This is a genomic window from Paenibacillus sp. FSL H7-0942, assembly GCF_045040715.1.
GTDB lineage: Bacteria > Bacillota > Bacilli > Paenibacillales > Paenibacillaceae > Paenibacillus > Paenibacillus amylolyticus.
The window spans coordinates 2,962,926-2,981,301 of record NZ_CP150279.1 but is presented as its reverse complement, the minus strand read 5'-3'; the positions used below and the strand labels follow the sequence as shown (position 1 = coordinate 2,981,301).

Here is an 18,376-nt window from a genome sequence, read left to right as displayed (position 1 = left end):
CTCGTCTCTGCGGGATGGTGCAATCCGGCTGGGCCGGTGATTAATAGACGTCCCGCTGATAACGTTTCTCCTGCTGTAACCGTGTCAGATATTCCGATGCCTGCTCAGGCGATAAACCGCCTTCTTGTACAAGAATCGTGGTGAGCGCAGCATGCACATCATGTGCCATTTTTTTCTCGTCACCACAGATATATACGCTTGCACCTTCCTGAAGCCACTGGTACAGTTCTTTGCTGTGTTCCAGCATGCGATGTTGTACATACACTTTCTGTTCCGTATCACGTGAGAAGGCTACATCCATCTTAGTAAGCACACCATCTTTGAGCCAACGTTGCCATTCCGTCTGGTACAAGAAGTCCGTGGCGAAATGCTGATCTCCGTAGAACAGCCATGTCTTGCCCTCTGCTCCTATTTCTTCACGCTCACCAAGAAAAGATCTGAACGGTGCCACACCTGTACCTGGGCCAACCATGATGATCGGTGTATCCGGGTTCTCAGGCAGCTTGAAATTCGGGTTATGCTGTATATATACAGGCAGGGTGTCGCCAGCTTCGATTCGTTCTGCCAGATGTACCGAGCACACACCGTAACGTTCTCTGCCACGCGCTTCATAACGTACCGAACGAACGGTAAGATGAACTTCATCCGGGAAAGACTTCGAACTACTCGCTATGGAGTACAGACGTGCCGGAATTTTGCGAAGAGCAGCTACGAATTCTCCGGCAGGGATCCCTTTCAGATTATAATCATGAACCAGATCCAGCAGATCACAGCTATTCATGACCGTGCGGAATTCGGAACCATCTGCGAGTAACGCTGTCAGGCCACTCCCAGGATTCAGTTTCGCAAGTTGTTCCACGACCGGTTTCGTCACAGCTGTAATTTCAAAATAACGCAGCAACGCTTCGTGCACAGATGCCTGATCGCCGTTTTTATTCACGGTCACGCGTTCATCGGCATTCCATCCCATGGCTGCAATCAATTCATCTACAAGGCGCGGATGATTCTCAGGGAATACCCCAAGGCTGTCACCTGGCTCGTAATCCAGGCTGGAACCTTCCAAAGACAACTCAATGTGGCGTGTTTCACGGTCCGATCCTCTGCCATTCAGATTGAGATTCTCCAACACTTCAGCCTTGAATGGATTCGTGCGATCATATTCGGATTCCCCGCCGCTCACCGCAGCTGTAACAGCCTCCGTGGTTACCGTACTCGCACCAGTAGATGTACTGCTTAAGGATGCCAGTACTTCATTCATCCACTCCGCAGCTGCTTCATCAAAATCAACATCACAGTCCACGCGTGGTACAAGGGCTGTGCCACCCAACTCCTGCAACCGATTATCGAAGTCCTTACCTGTCTGACAAAAGAACTCATAGGAGGTATCTCCCAGAGCCAACACCGAGTAACGAAGTCCTTCAAGCTTTGGAGCCCGTTTGCTGTTCAGGAATTCATGCAGCGGAATCGCATTATCCGGTGGTTCGCCTTCGCCATGCGTACTGACGATGATGAGGAGATTTTCAATTTTCTTGAGTCCGTTCGGTTTGAAATCTCCCATCGATGACAACGTTACCTGAAGACCTTGCTCTTCAAGTTTCTTGGCCAGCTTTTTCGATAGGCCACTGGAATTCCCGGTTTGTGAACCAAAAAGCACGGTAACTTCCCGGGATACTGGCGGAGCACTGACAGGTGCAATACCTGTAGCTGGTGCAGCCTGTACCAGGTTAGCAGGAGCCGCTATTGTCGCGCTTGCCTGAATTGCTGCAATATATCCGCTCAACCAAGTACGTTGTCCATCGGTCAATGTAGGAATAAGACGATTAAGCAGTTCAACTTGTTCTTGATTAAAAGGGCTGTTTGTCACTTGAAGTTCCACTGTTTGCCACCTCGCGCATTGCTTCGATTTTAATTCCGACTAAAATCATCACATTAATTTAATTTCTTCTCTCTAAAACCTAACACACCGGGTGTTGAGGGTCAATTTCAATGATTTTATAGCATTTATCAGTTTCGCTGATAAAGGACAAAAAACAACAAAAAACCTCCTTTTTAAATCAAGGACGGTTTTGTTATATTTTTAAATTTGGCAGCCAGCTCAAGTTGAAGTTGAAAGTGGAGTATAGTCACTAAAATGATTTCCCAGCACTCTGCTTTTATCTCCGTATACTCTGTCCAAGTGATTCTCTCCCCATAGACATATGCGGTCAATGATGTCCTGTAGTGTCAAGCCGTACTCTGTCATCTCATACTCTACCTTGGGCGGAATCTGGGGATGAATGATCCGATGGATGATTTCATTCTTTTCCAGTTCACGCAGTTGCTGGGTTAAGACCTTCTGGGTAATGCCAGGAATGGCTCTGCGAAGTTCGCTTGTACGTTTTTTACCTGATATCAGCTGGTGCAGAATAAGAATCCTCCATTTTCCACCGACCAGTTCCAGCATGGCCTGCACACCACTCTCATATTTTTTCATTTCTTGTTCCACTTGTACTCCCCCATAATTCACATATATGTATATCCGTTATTAAAAGTAACCGAAGAACCCCAAAGTATCTACAGCACTCTCAGGTGCGTACTTCTCAAGAAGATGTCATGAAACTTATAATAACATTGGTCAGAATGTTTAACCAAAATAAAAAAGAAAAAAGGATGGTTACTCCTACATGAAAGTTAAACTGGTCGTTACTCACCCAAGACAGGATTCCCTAACATTTGCCGTGATGAATCGTTTTATAGAAGGTATGCAGGAGAATTCCCATGAAATCGATATCCTCGATCTATATCATGACGGATTCGATCCCCTATATCGTGTAGAAGATGAGCGAGACTGGCAAAATCCCGATAAACAGCATGCCCCTGTGATTCGCAAAGAGCTGGATCGTGTGCTTGCGGCTGATGCCATTGTATTTGTTTTCCCGATCTGGTGGTACAACGTTCCCTCCATGCTCAAAGCGTATCTGGACAAGGTATGGAACATGGGTCTGCTGAACAAGGCAAACTCCAAAAAGGCACTGTGGATTGCACTAGCTGGGGGGACAGAGGCTTCGTTCCATAAATACGACTATTACAACATGATTTCCAACTATCTAAATAATGGGATCGCAGGCTATGCGAGAATGCAGGAATCCCGAGTGGAATTCCTCTATGAAACCATTTCAGAATCCAAAGAGCATATCGAAAGCTTGCTGGAGCAAGCATATCAAATCGGCAAACATTACAATTAACAATTCTCAGACATTACAGATAACAACTGCAAAACGATAGGAAGTTACTCGTTCGTTGAGTAACTGACTTTTCGCCCATGACGGGCGTACAATCAAGAAGGCTTACTCCAACCTGGGTTCCAGGTCAAAGTAAGCCTTCTTTTTCACACGCTACAATTCTGGTGTATCATCACTTATTCCATACCAGTTTGTCCATCATCGCATATAACAATGTAGCCGATTCAGCTCGGGTCGCTTCGGCAAGTGGTTTCACCTCACCGTTGTACCCGTGGGCGATACCCAGATTCACAAGTAATGCCACACTATCCCGGGCATAGGAGCGAATCTCGGAAGCGTCGCGGAAACGAGTAAGGTTATCTGTTACAGCCGTCTCAGAGTCAACCAGTCCAGCAGCCGCAAGTGCCCTCACTGTCAACGTCATCATCTCTTGACGAGTGATCGTGGACTCTGGCAAGAAGCGTCCGTCACCAGTACCACTGGTGATACCTAGCGAACGCGCAGCTGTAACTGCTTCGTAGTACGAAGCATTTTCGTTTACATCAGAGAACGCATTCCCGGAAGAAGCATTCAAGCCCAGCGCAGTCATCAACCATTGCATGTATTGGCCACGGGTCATATCCTCTTTTGGATGTAACTGCGTGGAATCACCGCTTGCCTCAGCATCAATTACACCTCGGACAGCCAAAGCCTCCATTGCTTTTTTGGCCCACTGCACTTCTGCAAGATCTGCGAATGTCTGCTCCACAGGCACAACAGCATAATTTCCTGTGAGTGATGTGACGGAAAATACAAGCTGCCCGCTTTTTTGATCGTAGTAACTTTGCGGCAATGGGGTTGCCACACCGTTCGCGCCAATGGCAAATGCTACAATCCGATCCTGCTGAGCATTTTGTGAGGATTGGAAAGGCAGACGAAGTATTAACTGGCTTTCCGATGGCCATGGTTGACCATCCAGTTGAAGTTCAAGCTGGACTCCATATTGCGTGCCAAGCTGATCTGAGACTGTTTTTGGCAGCTCCGTTCTGACCAATCGGATTGATGCAATCCCATCACCAACGATATCCTTTGTCAACAGTGTCGCAGGAAGCTCCAACATTCCCAGCTCTGTAACAATGTTGAACACATGTGACTCACCCTGATCTATTAACGCAGAGGCAGGCAGAGATACTTCATATACCGTTGCTCCCGAAACCGGCTTCAGCCGAAGTTCGACCAAGCGCTGACCCGCATCTGTTGAGGGGGCAACTTTAAAAGCATCTTTAATCGTTGAAACATCCACGTTGGACTGCACTACACCCATCTGATCAGACTGTCCCTGCAACTCCAGAACAGAACGGTCCTTCTCCGGTTTAGGTTGTGGTACCGCATTCTCTGCACTTGAGTTACCACTTCCGGATTGTCCACCATTGCTGGATGAACCAGAACCATTTCCTGGATTTCCACCTGAATTACCACCTGAATTACCACCTGAATTACCACCCGAACCAGGGTCCGTGCCTCCAGGGGAAGGAACAGATGCTGGCACCTTCACTGTCAACGGTATAGTCAGGGCTCTACTGTCGTCAGAAGTTCGAGTAATTTCCAACTCCAGTGTTACTGTTGTTTCCTTGGATGGTGGGACAATCGTTCCATCGGTTTGAATGACCGACGGTACCGAACTGGAAGCGATCTTCACCGTGAAACCTTGCGGCACGGATGGTAACTTCAGTTTTTTTGCACCTGCGGAAGGCTGTTCCAATGCTGTGATGCCTGTAGCTACATCGGCAGCGCTCTGCTGAGCCGTATGCACCTGATAAGCGGAAGATACACCTCTCAAGGATTGCCCCGTCGCATCCAAAGCTTCCACTTTGTAATAATATTCCGTGCCGGGGTTCAGTTCACTGTCCGTGTACTTCCGTCCATTGCCACTGTAAACCACCTTATACTCACCTTGCTCACGATCTGAGCGGTAGAGCTTGTAGGTTGCTGCACCAAGATGAGCATCCCAGCGAAGCGTTGCGCTCGTTGAATCTAACGCATCAGCAGTAAGGCCAGCACTATCATTTGCAGGTGGCGCGGCGTCAGGTTTAACGATCATAATCCAGCTAATCATCGGGTCTTGCGATGCCGTGTTGCGCACGGTCAGTTCTAGCTTGTTGTCCGACACGCTGATGCCATTATGGGCTCTAACACTGGCAGGCGTAAAAGTAACTGCTCCGGTATTGGTGCCATTGATGATTAAATTCGCTCTGCGCGATGTATTGGTCCACGGATCGTTGAATCCGGCGTACACATCGTATGTCCCGTTTGGCACATCAAATCTATAGGTTAAGTCCGTGCCTTTAGGAGAATTGCTGACATTACCACCGTTCAGATAACGTACGGTCGAGAATATATCCCCGCCATTCGAACCGGATGCCAGTGCATCTGCGCTGACATAACCCCAATTGTGTCCCTCAGCCGGAGCGTACATCTGGTCCGCCGTTCCCGGGTTCGCAAGCGTTCCCTTCATATAAGCACCCATGAGACTGTAATCAGCCGTTTCGTAACCTCCGCTGTTCACGAAATACAGTGTATTCTCCGGAATGACATTTACGCGAACTGCCTGCTTTTTGTTGTTATATTCCGGTGTCGTTACCTGTAATGTGAGCGGTCCTGGCTTGGCAAAATCCTCTGCCGTCATGGTCCGGTTATCAATCGTCCATACTGCTGGCGTTGATACCAGTGCTCCACCGTCGCGCACATTCAATGTTGTTGGCAGGGACGGTACTTTGCCTAACGCCACGGCTTCTGGCAACGGATCAGCAATATCTACCTTTCCCATCGAATTCAGCAGATCAGGTGTCCAGCTGTTATACCACTTGATCGCGATGTCGGAGCCTATTCCAAACTCAATTGGCAAGAACACATATTTTGCAGCATCATTCGAGAAATTACCACCATTCCACGTATCCCCCACGTAAATGAATTTTCCTTTTTCCGGATCGACCGGAATGACGGAAGTGGTCTGTGTGCCAAATGCTTTTCCTGGATCGGGATCACTCGGCAACGTGCGCACGAACGGATTGGTCTGCGTTGACCACGGGCCAAAGATGTTGTCCGCCACCGTCACTTTGTTTTCGTTAGGGGCCCAACCGGAAGCTCCGGAAGTCAAAATATAATATTTCCCCTGATACTTGAACATCGCCGGTGCTTCACGTTGCCCTCCCGGGAACACACGCACGTAATCGACGCCGTATTCCGCCTGATAGGTGGAATCTCGTACCGGATTGCCTTTGTCATCCGTTCGACCTTCCTTATGCCACCCTGTTACGTCACTGTAGTCTTCATTCAGTTTGGAGATATACAGCGTCAGGTTTTCCTCACTGGAGTAGATCAGATAACCAGTGCCGTCATCGTCCTTGAACAACGTCATATCACGTGCCATACCCTTATCGGTTGGGAAGAAATCTTTCTCCCCTTCGGGAGCTCTGTCCATCCGGTAACTCTTCTGATACACAAAAGGCCCTGTTGGAGAGTCGCTGATCGCATAACCGGCCCGCGCCTTACCATAATTCGCATTATCGTTATAGGGGTCTTTGTCGCCGTCCATGTGGGCCCACATCACGTATTTCTTCGTTTTGTCGTTGTAGATGACCTTTGGTCGTTCAATAATCCGTCCTTTGCGGATATCTGCCCAGATATCCACGCGGTCTTCACGCCCCGCATACAATTTGGAGATCAACGGGTCATTGTCAAAATCATCCATGGATTGAATTGTTGTTAAAGCCATGCCTTCATCCTTCCAATTCATCAGATCCTTGGATGAATACACACGCACACCAACAGCTGGCCAGCCGCCCTTATGATATTCGCCATACCAGTAATAGGTCTCCGTCTGTTCATCATAGAAAAAGCCAGCCCCATGAGCATCAATCGGTTTCCCGTCCAGATCTGGCCACAATTGCCCTGGTGTAATGCTTGTGCGAACTGTGGCAACACCCAGCGGTGCGGATGCTGGAGAAGTTACGCCGTCCACGGTCGCCTGAATGATGTAAAAATATCCTGTGCCCATCGTCAGACCACTATCGTTAAACGTGCTTTCATTGCCACTATAGACCTGCTGATACGTACCCGTAGCACTGGTAGACCTCGAGAGCGTATACGTTACATCAGATCCAGGCAGGACATTCCACCCCAGAGAGATTGATGTGTCCGTCACAGCTGTGGCAGCAAACTCTGCTGGAGAGTCAATGGAGTATGTCGTGGCTTCTGCAACAGTGGGCGCTGACTCACCAGCTGCATTAAAGGCCGTCACGCGATAGCTGTAGCTAGTGCCAGGCTCAAGCTCCAGATCTGTAAAAGTAAGCCCCTTCCCTTCATAGATCTGCTCGTATTGCTCACTGCCAGCTTTGGCCCGAATCACGCGATAACCAGTTGACTTGTCCACGGCGGACCAAGATAGCTTCACGCTCGTTGCGTTGAGTGCTTCGGCCTTTAATTCGCCAGGAGCCTGTGGTGCCGCCGCAGTCGTCCGAACTTCTAGCGGAGCAGTCCATTGTGACTCGGTTAGGCCTCCGTATTCATAAGCGAGCTTGTAATAATACACCGTATCCCCGCTTAATCCTTCATCCGTGTGTCCCAAATTCCCAGTATTGGTTACCAGGGAATAACCGCCTTCAGGCGTAGAGGAACGGTACAGGCGATAGGCTGATGCACCTACGATTTCAGACCATTGCAGTGAAACCGAAGACGCCGTCTGCTCAGCAATAGAGAGCTGAATATCTTTCCCAGGCGGTTGCTCCGCAATGATCACGTCATCTGTATGTACCGACTGCCACTTATTCCGAATGCCCACGGTACCTGACCCGTATGTAGTATCGACCAGATCAAATACCAACCGATCGGAGCCGTTTTCCGCGATATACCCGCGAATGGTGGTACCTGATAACACCACTTTGAGCGTGTACCATGTATCTTTGGCAAAAGCATAGTCCACCGTTTTCAAAGTTGTGTCTGATCCGTTCACCCGTTTGGAGAAAACGAGTTTATTATTGGGAACCTGCATTTGAAAATAGTAAAAGTTGCTCTTATCCTGAAACCGCGGCAATATTCCCGGATACCCCTGACCGGCTCCCGTGTAAAAGCGCATGGACACGGTCATGTCCGACATGGAGTCTCCAGTAGAGATGATGCCTTCATTGGTATCGCTCTGGAAAAGCGTAAAGTTGGACGCATCTGTCGGGTCAGCGAACACTTCCCAGTTGCCTGAGCTTACGTTCCACGCGGGTGATTCCGTGAAATTCCCATCCGAAAAATCGTCCTGCAACAACGTGGCAGGTATACTGCTCAGATCGGCATACGCCTTACTCGGCAACATCAACGGTCCCGAAGACAGCGCAAGTGTTGCAGATAACATAAATATCATGGGTTTCCTGAGTTTATCCAATGTTCATTCTCTCCTTTGGCGTGAAAGATGAAAGCATGGTTCTTGTATGCGCGGTGTTGTTGTTCAGCCTATCCTTAGCAACCAGTGGTCAGTAACGAGCTCTTGTCCACCTCCTTATTTTAATGAAACCGGTTTCATTGGAGCGCAAAAAAAGACCCGTCTTCCCTTCTAAGTGCAATGATACTCATACGGAATACCGTGTTTTCTTTGCCCCTATGCAGTGAAACAGGTTTTTAATATATAAATGTAATCGCTTTCCTGAATTATATTATTGCCTTATTCAAGCTGTCAACTGTGAATTGGGCTCAAACATTTTTCGTTAAAACCACGCAAAAAAGGCGCGAGTTCTGCTTGTTCTGCAAGCAAAATTCGCGCCTTTTCTCACGCTTCGAGCTTGTTCGCAAGCTCGCACATGATTCGTAATCAAAAGCGGACTTTTTGAACAACCTCTATTTAGAATACTTTTGTTGTCCACGACTCACAGTTCCACGTCTCCGTAACGACATCACGGTAGAATTCCGGTTCGTGGGAAATCAGAAGAATACTGCCTTTGTAAGCCTTGAGCGCACGTTTCAACTCTTCCTTGGCATCAACGTCCAGATGGTTCGTTGGCTCATCGAGCACAAGCAGGTTGGTTTCATTATTGATCAGCTTACAGAGACGCACTTTAGCTTTCTCGCCACCACTCAGTACAGCTACCTTGCTCTCAATGTGTTTTGTAGTCAAACCACATTTTGCAAGTGCAGCACGCACCTCGAATTGGGTATACGAAGGAAACTCCTGCCAGATCTCTTCAATACACGTATTGTAGTTGGCATCCTTCATCTCTTGCTGGAAGTAACCAATCTCCAGATGTTCACCACGTTGAACGGTTCCTTCCAGAGCTTGAATTTCACCCAGAATACTGCGCATCAGGGTTGTTTTACCAATTCCGTTCGCACCAACGAGGGCAATCTTCTGTCCACGCTCCATACGCAGATCCAGTGGTCTGGACAACGGTTCGTTGTAACCAATCACAAGTCCTTTGGTTTCAAAAATGAGCTTGCCGGATGTTCTTGCATCACGGAAGTTGAACTGCGGTTTCGGTTTCTCCTTGGCGATCTCAATGACATCCATCTTGTCGAGTTTCTTCTGTCTGGACATCGCCATATTACGTGTAGCTACACTTGCTTTGTTCCGCGCTACAAAGTCCTTGAGGTCAGCGATCTCTTGTTGTTGGCGTTTGTAAGCCGATTCCAGCTGCTGTTTTCTCATCTCATGCACTTCCTGGAAGTGATCATAATCGCCCACATAACGAGTTAGATTCTGGTTCTCCATGTGATAGATCAAGTTGATTACACTGTTCAGGAACGGAATATCGTGAGAGATCAGAATAAAAGCATTCTCATATTCCTGCAAATAACGTTTCAGCCATTCGATATGCAATTCATCCAGATAGTTCGTAGGCTCATCGAGCAGCAAAATATCGGGTTTTTCTAGCAGCAGCTTGGCAAGCAATACTTTGGTACGCTGTCCACCACTCAGGTCATTGACGTCTTTATCCAGACCGATATCCGTCAGACCCAGACCACGTGCGGTTTCATCCACTTTGGCATCGATCATGTAGAAATCCTGGTTTGTCAGTGTATCCTGAATCGTACCCACGTCTTCAAGCAGTTGTTCAAGCTCCTCCGGTGTAACATCGCCCATTTTGCCATACATATCATTCATTTCCTGTTCCATATCAAACAAGTACTGGAACGCGCCGCGAAGTACGTCACGGATCGACTGGCCTTTGTTCAATACAGCATGCTGGTCCAGATAACCAACACGCATCCGTTTGGACCACTCCACCTTACCTTCATCCGGCTGAAGTTTTCCTGTAATAATGTTCATGAAGGTGGATTTACCTTCACCATTGGCCCCGATCAGACCAATATGTTCGCCCTTCAACAGGCGGAATGAAACGTCGTTAAAGATAGCACGGTCACCAAAACCGTGACTTAATTTTTCTACATTTAATATGCTCATTCATGACACCTTTTCTATATAGACTTAATTCTTTGTATATTATAAGCGTTATATCCTGCACAACTCAACGCCCTATTAAAAAATATTGCACCTTTTTGTCTGAAATTTGCCTTATATGAAAGTATGGGTTAAAATTTTGCCTTAACGAATTACTATTATATAGAACGGAGCTCTTCGAAGAGCATCAGGTGAAGATTATGATTGAAGTGAAACAATCCAAGTTGGGTGATGGTGGTGAGTTTAACCGCGGGGTATTTGCTACCGTTGATATTGCCAAAGGAACGCTTGTCCATCAGGCACCCGTTGTGCCTTACCCAAATGAAGATCATGAGCATGTCGAAAAAACGATTTTGGAAGATTACGTGTTCGAATATGGGGCGAATCATACCGCAATTCTGCTCGGTTACGGCAGTCTGATCAACCACTCTTATGAACCTAACGCTACTTACGATATCAATTTTGATAACCACACCTTTGACTTCTACGCGTATACAGACATCAAAGCTGGCGACGAAATCGTGATCAATTACAACGGTGAGGAAGACAGTATGGACCCGTTATGGTTCCTGGACGATTACGAGGAGCGTATGCTTGAGTTCAATAAGTCCAATGATGATGAGGGTGAAAAAGAGACCAACCCCCAGTCCCTCGATACGGACACGAGTAAATAAACGTTAAACTCAAGTAAAGTTCACAAGCACTCTATTGTATGTGCGAAAAGAACTCACTGACCCCGGTGAATGATGAAATGAGTAACTGAAGACTTTTCATAGTCCAAAGTTTAAACACACAAATAAGCAAGTCCTCCGTTAGTGGAAGACTTGCTTATTTGTGTTGTCTTGCTTTCTAAGCCAGGTACACGTGTTCATGTTTCATTGTTTATCGTGCATCTTAACTTGTTTTAATCTGTAATCGGCGGATCTGTATGCAAGTCTTGATCGGGTGTCGTGGATCTCCACTTGGTAAAGGCTACCTCGAAACCTGCTCGCTTTGGTGAACACAGAAATGGACCAGCATGTTTGTTCGTCGGATAGGCAAAACGTGCAACCCGAATCGTACGCCAAGGATGCTCATCTGTGCGAGCACGAATGACAACAGCCTCATTACTGTAGGAGGCTCTGATTGTTACGATTCGTCCACCCCACTCTGGCACAGGAGAGAGTGACCAATCTGAATACGTATCCGTCACGACAGCTCCAACATGTGCCACGCCATCATTAACCTCAACTCCAGCCTTGATCCATTGGTCTTCTCCGTACCATAACATTAGTCCAGCCTGATCATACAATTCGGTGAATGAGCTTAGATCAAACGATACCTCAATCGCTTCCGTTCCGTCCCATGGAGCAAGCATGGCGTGTCCATCCCGATGACAGAACCCGTAGAATGTGTTCTCCCAGAAGTCACTGCCTTCCCGAGCTTCCACAACGAAACGATCCCCATCCATCCGTGCAGCAACGGGTTCCTTAGTCCACTTTCCTTCATGAAGCCCAATAAAATCCGATGACATCGTTGTTTTCATCCTTCCTTCCATCCCAAAGGGGAGTTCATCATCACTTCTAAATTAAAGAACCCAGGTCCGATGCAGCAGTAGGATATGCAAAATTCATGGTGTTTAACTGATCGATAGTCAGATTGAACTGAATCGCCATTGCAAAAAGATTGATCAATTCTTCTGTTTTGCTCCCGAGCACATGTGCACCCAGAATACGCCCGGTTGATTTGTCGATCACCACTTTGGCCATGGCAAATTTTTCATGAGTTCGCTTGTAAGTATACCATTTCGTCATATCATTTACCTGCACCTCGTAGCCCTCTTTCTTGGCTTGTTCCGTGCTCATACCTACAGCTCCAAGGGCAGGGACAGTAAACACAATGGAAGGCATCACTTTATAATTAGGTTTGTGTTGATTTCCCTCCAACAAATTGAACGATACAGCCCGGGATTCCTGACCTGCTAACGGGGTTAAAGGCAACCCTTTTGTATCCGTTACATCGCCAGCAGCACACACTCTCGGATTACTTTCACTTTGTAAGTACTCGTTCACCGTAATCCCCTTTTTGCTGTAGCTGACGTTGGCTTTCTCCAATTCCAGCCCATCCACATTAGGAACACGCCCGGCTCCATGAACGACAAGTCCGCACTGCCACTGGTGATCTGCACCATTACGTGTGCCATGAACAACATAGGCGTTCCCCTCTTGCCGTATGGACTTCACCTCCGCATTCAAGTGAACATGAATGCCGATCTCTTTTGATTTTTGCAACAAAGATTCTACAAGCTCCACATCAAACGACTTCAGAGGCTGTTCACTCCGATGCAGGATATGGACTTCCGTCCCGGCTCTGGCCGCAATATGCGCAAACTCAAATGCAATGTATCCACCGCCTACCAGAACTAATCGATCCGGCAGCTGTTCCAGATCCAGAAAGTCATCACTATATAGAAGATGCTCCGAGCCCTCAATCTCAAGTGGCGCAGGTCTTGCACCGGTAGCAATCAGGATGTGTTTGCCATGGAGCACTTCTTCTCCAACTTGAATATGATTTTCATCGACAAATGAAGCTTTACCATGAAACGTATCCATTCCGGCCTGTTTGAATTGATCTTCACTTGCTCTAGGTATGCTCTCGGTAAAGGTGCGTTTAAAGGACATAAGTTCAGACCAGTTGATGGTCGCCTGTCCCTGAATTCCTTTCCCTTGCATCCGTTCATTCCAGTCAATCAGCTCCGCGGCTCCGGCCAGTACTTTCTTGGGATCACAGCCACGCAGTGCACACGTTCCGCCGAACTCACGTTCATCAATTACAGCGATTTTCCAACCAGCTTCAGCGCAACGGGTGATTACAGAGCTTGCCGCGCTTCCTGTGCCAATCGCAATCAAGTCATACGTTTCTTGTGTCATCATGGTTCCTCCTCATCCTTTTGGTACATCTATTGCAGGTATGCCTGAAGTTACAGCAATCCAGCCTGTTTAAGGTACTCTGCCGCAACCTGTTCAGGATTCGCTCCCTCTACGTTCACGTCATAGTTCATCTGACGCATCTCATCATCCGTAATTTTGCCAGCAAGCTGATTCAGCACCTCAACCAGTTGTGGATATTGATCTGCCGTTTCTTGACGAAGCATCGGCGCGCCTTGATACGGTGGGAATAACTCCTGATCATCCTCCAGCACAACGAGTTCATATTGTCTCAACTCACTATCTGTGGAGTAGGCATCTACCAGATTGATATCGCCACGTTGAACAGCACCATAGCGAAGCTTGGGTTCCATTGTTGCAACGTTCGGGAATTCAATCCCATACTTTTTCTGTATGCCAAGGTATCCGTCTTCCCGATCCGAGAATTCAAGTGTGAATCCTGCCTTCATCTGCTGCTCAACCGGTTTGAGATCCGAAATGGTCTTGAGATTGTATTGATCTGCGATGCTCTTTGGAACGGCCAACGTATACGTATTGTTGTAATCCATAGGGTTCAGCAGCACCATGTTGAATTGGCTTAACATTCCGTCTCTGGCTTGTTCGTAGACCTCTGTTCGATCCGTACTCACAGCCGTTTCCTTCATAAATTCGGAGATGGCTGTCCCCGTGAATTCAGGATAGATATCAATATCACCCGACTTGAGTGCATTGAAAAGGAATGGTGTTTTGCCTAATCCGGGTTTTAGTTCAACGGTCAGGTCTGTATCTTTTTCGATTAACAATTTGTACATATTAATGAGAATTTCGGGTTCCGCCCCCAATTTCCCGGAAATGACGAGATCCTTCTGTCCACCACGTGCCACGAAGGGAATGGTAATCACAAGTATCGCGATCAGAGCTAGCGAACCAAGGGTAACCAATGTTTTCTTAAAGGATAACCGCTGGAACTGACGCAATAGTGCATCAAACAAAATAGCCAGCAAGGCAGCCGGAACGGCTCCAAGAATGATCAGTGCCGTATCGTTCCGATCAATGCCCAGCAAGATTAATGCACCCAAACCTCCTGCGCCGATCAAGGCAGCAAGTGTCGCCGTTCCTACAATAAGCACCATCGCGGTCCGAATTCCGGCCATAATGACAGGCATCGCCAGTGGCAGTTCCACTTTGATTAGACGTTGCCAACTATTCATGCCCATCGCATTCGCCGCTTCCACCATGGAAGGATCAACTTCGGATATGCCTGTGTACGTGTTGCGGAGTACCGGAAGCAGCGCATACACCACCAGTGCAATGATTGCAGGAAGTGTGCCTATGCCGAATAACGGGATGAGCAAACCGAGAAGCGCCAAGGAAGGTATCGTCTGCAACACAGCCGTAACCCCAATAATCGGTTCAGCGACTTTTGGCTTGCGTGTCAAGTAAATACCAAGCGGAATAGCGATGAGGACAGCAAAGAACAATGCGATAAATGAGATCTGAATATGTTCCAGCAGAGCAGACAACAACTGACCTTTGCGCTCACTGAACACCTCCGTGAATCTACTCATGTTCTTCACCTCGTTCCTGTAACTGACCAGACCAGTATTTCATCAGATCAACTCGACTGATCTCGCCAATAATTTGGCGGTTACGTTCAACCAGCAGATGGTCATGGGAAGCCATGATATCAACTAATTCCGTTAACGTAATGGATACAGGAACGGCAGTTTTGGCTGATTTTGGCACATGACCCGGTGAGAGTGGTGACATGATGAATTCGAGATCAAAATCAGATTGTGAACTCGTATCGGTGTTAGGACTTCCAACAAATTCACGTACGAAATCATTAGCTGGCTGTCGGATCAGTTCTTCCGGGGTGCCTACCTGCAAAACCTGTCCATCCTTCATAATGCAGATGCGATCCCCCAGCTTCATCGCTTCCTGAATATCATGGGTGACAAACACAATTGTTTTTTTCATCTGACGCTGGATATCCAGAATATCGTCCTGTAATTTCTCCCGACTCATTGGATCGAGTGCACTGAACGGTTCATCCATCAAAACTATCTCGGGATCGGCAGCGAGTGCACGCAACACACCAATTCTCTGCTGTTGTCCTCCGGATAACTCGGACGGTTTACGCTCACTGTACGTATCTCCGTGCAAACCCACCATGTCCAGTAACGTATGTACACGCTCCTTGATTTGATCTGACTTCCACTTTCGCAGTTCAGGAACAACTGCAATATTTTCGGCAATTGTCATATGCGGGAATAGTGCAATCTGTTGCAGCACATATCCTATATTCCAGCGCAATTCGTGAATGTTGTATTCATCGATTGGGCGTTCATTAATGCGCACTGTTCCATCTGTTCGTTCAATCAGGCGATTGATCATTTTGAGCATGGTGGTTTTGCCACATCCACTCGGACCAATCATGACAAACAGTTCTCCCTTGTTAATGTTGAGGTTAACCTGACGCAAAGCCGTTGTTCCATCAGGATATTGTTTTGATACATTTTCGAACTGAATCATTCGCTCTCTTCGCCCCTTTATCTAGGGCGTGTTTCAGACACGCCCTAACATTCATCTTCATCTATTTCCCCAAAAGTGTGTTCGTATAATCACTGCTTTCCTTAGTGTCCCTTGTTAGGGAGAGAACCATATTCGAATCAACGATGTCAACATGCTGGTAGACATGCAAAAAGACGGGCACTAGGCACCGTCTTCTCATAATATGAAAATGTTTCTTCCATTATTTCCATACTTCCATATGATTCTGAATAAATTGCTCGAATGAAATCGGGTTATTCCCCGTTAATTTTTTCACCGTATCCGTCGTCTGATCTTCTCTCCCCTCCTCCCGGATAGGCACATCCAGTCCTGCGAGGGCAGTAGCGTATTCTTCTGACATTCCTGCGCGAATCATGCTATTCCTCAATTCATCATCGGACAAAGATTCATGCTGGATGGACTGACCCAGTACACGGCTCAAGACGTCTGCAACCTGTCCATAGGACAACGTCTCCGGCCCTGTAATAATATGCTCCGTATTATGAGGAACAATATCCGTCAGAGCATGGAACACAACTGCCGCGATATCATCTGCACTAACAAATCCAATTTTCCCTTCACCCGTAGCACTGTATATTTTCCCGAGTTGTTTCGTCGTCTCCCGATGCGGTCCCTCCGTAAAGTTCTCCATAAAATAGGAAGGCTGCAATACAGCCCACTCAGGAGCATGGGCTTTTATATACTGATGTACTTTGCCAAAAATAGGGCCATCTCCATCAATTGAAGCACTGCCAAGTAAAACGAATCGCTTAACGCCGTTCCACAATGCTTCCTTGATGAACGGAATGATGACGTCTTCTGGGTTCATATCCATGACTGGCATGACAAGGTACACCTGATTCACATTTTTCAGCGCCAGCGCATATGTCTCGGAATCATACCAATCAAAATAGACATAATTATCGGCAGAACCAGAAAGAGATGGTTTAGTTCTTCCTGCCAAACGCACCGGATAATGATGCTTTTGAAGTATGGCCGCAACACGGCTTCCTGTCTTTCCATTAGCTCCGGTAATAAGTGTCAACGGTTTATCATTGATCATGCTTGTTTCCTCCTAAGTCCGATTCGAGTACGACCATCGGATTCCAATAGTCTTTATAATGTGTAATTTTTTCATTAGAGTGGCTCACTACAGAGATGTACGTTTGGTTGTATGGCTTGCCTGTAACTAATGAACGCCCTTTACAAGTAAATTCAGCCACAAACTGTTGTTTCGTGGAATCAGCCAAGATCACCGGTTCAGAAAACTGCTGAATTTCAATCATCTCCAGTAGATTATGAAGATGATTCGTAATTGCGGCTTTGCCTTCCAGTTTCTGAGGATATCCTGCTGGTGCATATGGGAATTCGAAAATAGCGTCAGATGTATATAGCTCCAACCATTGTTCTAGTTTTCCCTCCAGTAGCAATTGAGTAAATCCATGCATGATCCGATACGGTATACTATTGCCCGCTTCCAACTGCTGAGATTGTGTCATCCTTATTTCCTCCTTCAGTTTGTTTGGTGTTCTTTTTCCAGACCAATCGGTCTATAATAGTCAAAAAATAAACGCTCTAAGCGTCCATTTTCAAGAAAACGTAAAGAATTCTTACTCAAATCATGTAAAACGTTAATCCATAGCCCTTAGGGTCATCTGTACAAAATCTCGTAGCGCTTCTGCGCTTGCACCGCTCTTCGCTGTAAAGGTCAATGAGAGTCGGGAATAATTCAGAAAACGGGCAAGCCCGGGCAATTCTTCCTCTGCATGCCTCAATTCGCCACTCCTCTGGCCTCGTAACAGCGCAGTATGGAAAACATCTTCCATTTGTTGGTTAGTGGTTTGAATAAAGGCCGCGATTTCGTGATTTTGTGGTGCCTGTTCAACCGCGCTATTAATGATGAAACATTCATTACGACGTTCGTTGTCTGTCAACACGTTAACCGCTTCGTTGAACAACTCGGTCACGCCTTGCCTCACACTTGTGCATTCGTTTAATAGTTTGATCCCCGCCTCTGTCTTCTGCTGAATATAGAATTTAAGAGCAGAGACAAATAAATCATGTTTAGTTCCGTAGGTGTCATACAGGCTTTGCCGCGCAATGCCAAGTTCACTCAGCAGTAAGCTCAAAGATGTACCTTCATAACCGTACGCTCCAAATACAGACGTTGCTTTTCTTAGAACAGTCTCCGTGTCGAACTCCTTGGCTCTTCCCAATTTAAGACCTCACCTCCCTATTCATTAACTAAAGAATACCTTTTCCAGACTGATCAGTCAAGA

The 18,376-nt window shown here is 47.0% G+C and carries 13 protein-coding genes; 2 read left to right on the top strand and 11 right to left on the bottom strand.

Annotated features, from left to right (window positions below):
- Nucleotides 1-40: 40 nt before the first annotated feature.
- Together MHI48_RS13515 and MHI48_RS13510 are read right to left on the bottom strand one after the other, a co-directional pair.
- On the bottom strand, nucleotides 41-1,876 hold the full coding sequence (locus tag MHI48_RS13515; protein ID WP_076327891.1) for an assimilatory sulfite reductase (NADPH) flavoprotein subunit: 1,836 nt from the start codon (nucleotides 1,874-1,876) through the stop codon (nucleotides 41-43).
- Between the two features lie 219 nt (nucleotides 1,877-2,095).
- Nucleotides 2,096-2,473 carry a helix-turn-helix domain-containing protein gene (locus tag MHI48_RS13510; protein ID WP_076327941.1) on the bottom strand — a complete coding sequence of 126 codons (378 nt, stop codon included), beginning with the start codon at nucleotides 2,471-2,473 and terminating at the stop codon, nucleotides 2,096-2,098.
- 190 nt (nucleotides 2,474-2,663) lie between these two features.
- Between MHI48_RS13510 and MHI48_RS13505 the strand changes: the two genes are divergently transcribed.
- The gene (locus MHI48_RS13505; protein WP_036670680.1) at nucleotides 2,664-3,224 is read left to right on the top strand and encodes an NAD(P)H oxidoreductase; all 561 of its coding nucleotides are present in this window, start codon (nucleotides 2,664-2,666) and stop codon (nucleotides 3,222-3,224) included.
- Nucleotides 3,225-3,393: 169 nt separating this feature from the next.
- Here MHI48_RS13505 and MHI48_RS13500 read toward each other — a convergent pair whose 3' ends face one another.
- Nucleotides 3,394-8,631 (bottom strand): S-layer homology domain-containing protein, encoded by a 5,238-nt coding sequence (locus MHI48_RS13500; RefSeq protein ID WP_076327890.1) that lies wholly within the window; start codon nucleotides 8,629-8,631, stop codon nucleotides 3,394-3,396.
- Nucleotides 8,632-9,084: 453 nt separating this feature from the next.
- On the bottom strand, nucleotides 9,085-10,641 hold the full coding sequence (locus tag MHI48_RS13495; RefSeq protein ID WP_017688769.1) for an ABC-F family ATP-binding cassette domain-containing protein: 1,557 nt from the start codon (nucleotides 10,639-10,641) through the stop codon (nucleotides 9,085-9,087).
- Between the two features lie 197 nt (nucleotides 10,642-10,838).
- Between MHI48_RS13495 and MHI48_RS13490 the strand changes: the two genes are divergently transcribed.
- Nucleotides 10,839-11,312 carry an SET domain-containing protein gene (locus MHI48_RS13490; protein WP_076327889.1) on the top strand — a complete coding sequence of 158 codons (474 nt, stop codon included), beginning with the start codon at nucleotides 10,839-10,841 and terminating at the stop codon, nucleotides 11,310-11,312.
- A gap of 230 nt (nucleotides 11,313-11,542) precedes the next feature.
- Here MHI48_RS13490 and MHI48_RS13485 read toward each other — a convergent pair whose 3' ends face one another.
- The 7 genes from MHI48_RS13485 to MHI48_RS13455 all read right to left on the bottom strand — a co-directional run bounded on the left by MHI48_RS13485 (nucleotide 11,543) and on the right by MHI48_RS13455 (nucleotide 18,313).
- The gene (locus MHI48_RS13485) at nucleotides 11,543-12,163 is read right to left on the bottom strand and encodes a DUF1349 domain-containing protein (RefSeq protein ID WP_235200736.1); all 621 of its coding nucleotides are present in this window, start codon (nucleotides 12,161-12,163) and stop codon (nucleotides 11,543-11,545) included.
- 37 nt (nucleotides 12,164-12,200) lie between these two features.
- Nucleotides 12,201-13,547, bottom strand: coding sequence for a dihydrolipoyl dehydrogenase family protein (locus tag MHI48_RS13480; RefSeq protein ID WP_405144644.1), 1,347 nt, complete (start codon nucleotides 13,545-13,547; stop codon nucleotides 12,201-12,203).
- A gap of 50 nt (nucleotides 13,548-13,597) precedes the next feature.
- Nucleotides 13,598-15,112 (bottom strand): osmoprotectant update ABC transporter permease/substrate-binding subunit OpuFB, encoded by a 1,515-nt coding sequence (opuFB, locus tag MHI48_RS13475; protein WP_076327887.1) that lies wholly within the window; start codon nucleotides 15,110-15,112, stop codon nucleotides 13,598-13,600.
- Nucleotides 15,105-16,079 (bottom strand): ABC transporter ATP-binding protein, encoded by a 975-nt coding sequence (locus MHI48_RS13470; RefSeq protein ID WP_076327886.1) that lies wholly within the window; start codon nucleotides 16,077-16,079, stop codon nucleotides 15,105-15,107. Before MHI48_RS13470 ends, opuFB begins: the two co-directional genes overlap by 8 nt.
- A 220-nt stretch (nucleotides 16,080-16,299) precedes the next feature.
- Nucleotides 16,300-17,160, bottom strand: coding sequence for an ergot alkaloid biosynthesis protein (locus MHI48_RS13465; RefSeq protein WP_076327885.1), 861 nt, complete (start codon nucleotides 17,158-17,160; stop codon nucleotides 16,300-16,302).
- Entirely contained in the window at nucleotides 17,150-17,596 is a 447-nt protein-coding gene (locus MHI48_RS13460; protein ID WP_076327884.1) for a nuclear transport factor 2 family protein, read from the bottom strand. The genes MHI48_RS13465 and MHI48_RS13460 overlap by 11 nt, the downstream gene beginning before the upstream one ends.
- A gap of 132 nt (nucleotides 17,597-17,728) precedes the next feature.
- Complete coding sequence (locus MHI48_RS13455) at nucleotides 17,729-18,313, bottom strand: TetR/AcrR family transcriptional regulator (RefSeq protein ID WP_076327883.1); 585 nt, start codon at nucleotides 18,311-18,313, stop codon at nucleotides 17,729-17,731.
- Nucleotides 18,314-18,376: the final 63 nt, after the last annotated feature.

Excerpts from the sequence above, each read along its gene's own strand:
- MHI48_RS13510 (WP_076327941.1), bottom strand. The coding sequence starts at position 2,473 with ATGAAAAAATATGAGAGTGGTGTGCAGGCCATGCTGGAACTGGTCGGT.
- MHI48_RS13505 (WP_036670680.1), top strand. The coding sequence starts at position 2,664 with ATGAAAGTTAAACTGGTCGTTACTCACCCAAGACAGGATTCCCTAACA.
- MHI48_RS13495 (WP_017688769.1), bottom strand. The coding sequence starts at position 10,641 with ATGAGCATATTAAATGTAGAAAAATTAAGTCACGGTTTTGGTGACCGT.
- MHI48_RS13490 (WP_076327889.1), top strand. The coding sequence starts at position 10,839 with ATGATTGAAGTGAAACAATCCAAGTTGGGTGATGGTGGTGAGTTTAAC.
- MHI48_RS13485 (WP_235200736.1), bottom strand. The coding sequence starts at position 12,163 with ATGAAAACAACGATGTCATCGGATTTTATTGGGCTTCATGAAGGAAAG.
- MHI48_RS13480 (WP_405144644.1), bottom strand. The coding sequence starts at position 13,547 with ATGACACAAGAAACGTATGACTTGATTGCGATTGGCACAGGAAGCGCG.
- opuFB (WP_076327887.1), bottom strand. The coding sequence starts at position 15,112 with ATGAGTAGATTCACGGAGGTGTTCAGTGAGCGCAAAGGTCAGTTGTTG.
- MHI48_RS13470 (WP_076327886.1), bottom strand. The coding sequence starts at position 16,079 with ATGATTCAGTTCGAAAATGTATCAAAACAATATCCTGATGGAACAACG.
- MHI48_RS13465 (WP_076327885.1), bottom strand. The coding sequence starts at position 17,160 with ATGATCAATGATAAACCGTTGACACTTATTACCGGAGCTAATGGAAAG.
- MHI48_RS13460 (WP_076327884.1), bottom strand. The coding sequence starts at position 17,596 with ATGACACAATCTCAGCAGTTGGAAGCGGGCAATAGTATACCGTATCGG.